2 protein-coding genes are annotated in these 1,328 nt (G+C 66.7%); one reads left to right on the top strand and one right to left on the bottom strand.

Translation table 11 applies throughout. The annotated features are described in order from the left end of the window. Positions 1-203: hypothetical protein (locus tag ABCP74_RS09405; protein WP_343102203.1), on the bottom strand; the 203-nt coding region annotated here is incomplete at its 3' end. A 203-nt stretch (positions 204-406) separates the two neighbouring features. Here ABCP74_RS09405 and ABCP74_RS09400 point away from each other — a divergent pair. Next, positions 407-856, top strand: coding sequence for a transposase (locus tag ABCP74_RS09400; protein WP_343102202.1), 450 nt, complete (start codon positions 407-409; stop codon positions 854-856). Positions 857-1,328 lie beyond the last annotated feature (472 nt).

Here is a 1,328-nt window from a genome sequence, read left to right as displayed (position 1 = left end):
GCAACCGGTGAAACCGCCTTTGCGCGAACGGCGCGCCTGTTTAGCGAAACTGGTGAAAAATAGATTGACGCTAACACGTCGTCGAGGTGTGGGTCCCCGACGACGAGTGCGAGGCCGCCCGCGACCTGACCAGGGCGCTCGAGGACGCGAGGGACGACCTCTCGCGCGCGAAGCAGCGGCTCTCCAAGTTCCTGCTCAGGCACGGGCTCGCCTTCGACGAGAGGACGCCCACCGGCCGCAGGAAGGGCAACTGGACCCGGGCGCACTGGTCCTGGATCGAGTCGATTAGGTTCGCGGAGGGGGCCGACAACGACGTGCTCGCCTACTACGTCGACGCGGTCAGGCGGGCGGCGGAGGAGAAGGCGCGGCTCGAGGGGCTCGTCGAGGCCGAGGCCCGCAAGCCCAGATGGAGGAGGAGGGTCGACTCCCTGCGCTGCTCAAGGGCGTCGACACCGCGACGGCCGCCGACCTCGTGTTCGAGGCCGGCGAGTTCTCGAGGTTCAGGAACGCCCGGTCGTTCGCCGCATGGGTCGGCCTGACGCCCTCCGAGCACTCCAGCGGGGAGAGCGACCGCAGGGGCGCGATCACCAAGGCAGGCAACAAGCACCTGAGGAAGGCGCTGGTCGAGGCCGCGTGGCACTACCTGACGTGCTCGGGGCGGCCGAAGGACCTCGCCAAGGGCCAGGCCCCGGACCGGGTCGCCCGGAGGCATGCCGCCAAGGGCGTGCGGAGGCTGGTCGAGAGGCGGGAGGCGCTGCTCGCGCGCGGGGTCCACGGCAACAAGGCGAACGTGGCCACGGCGCGCGAGCTCGCCTGCTGGGTGTGGGCGGTCGGCCTCATGGCCGAGGAGGCGTAGGGGGGCCGGTCCCCCGCACATAAGCCAGTCACCCCGGAAGCGGTTCGATCCGAAGCCGTTGAGGCGAACCTCAGGTCCCTTTTCTGCGAGCGCCCAGGGCGCCACACGCGTGCACAGACTGTCGGTTCGACGTAGAAGCCTCAGCCGTAGCAACGGATTGCCCAGCGAGAGATCGCCGCGGGCGGATATTAAACTGCAAAGACGAGCGTCGGTAAGACACGCCGAGGTCGCCGCGGACGGGCTGATATAGGGAGAGGGCCTGACCCCATATCGTTGGGGCCAGGCCCGATTTTGCCTCTTGACAATGTCCTGCTCATATTAAAAGGAACGTCCCCAAGTGCCAAGTGCCCAATGACTACTCAACAACCACGGCAACACCGATGTAATGGCAGAGTCAGCGAGCGGGTCGCATTTGAGACAAGGTGACGTGAAACGAAAGGGCGCTGACCTTCTGGTCGCGCCCTTGAAGTTG

This window comes from Collinsella aerofaciens (genome assembly GCF_039062315.1).
In the GTDB taxonomy this organism is placed as follows: Bacteria; Actinomycetota; Coriobacteriia; order Coriobacteriales; family Coriobacteriaceae; genus Collinsella; species Collinsella aerofaciens_BG.
Note: the sequence above shows the minus strand (reverse complement) of the source record. Positions and strands in the feature narration are given on the sequence as shown.

Coding starts and splice junctions, on each gene's coding strand:
- ABCP74_RS09400 (WP_343102202.1), top strand. CDS start 407: ATGGAGGAGGAGGGTCGACTCCCTGCGCTGCTCAAGGGCGTCGACACC.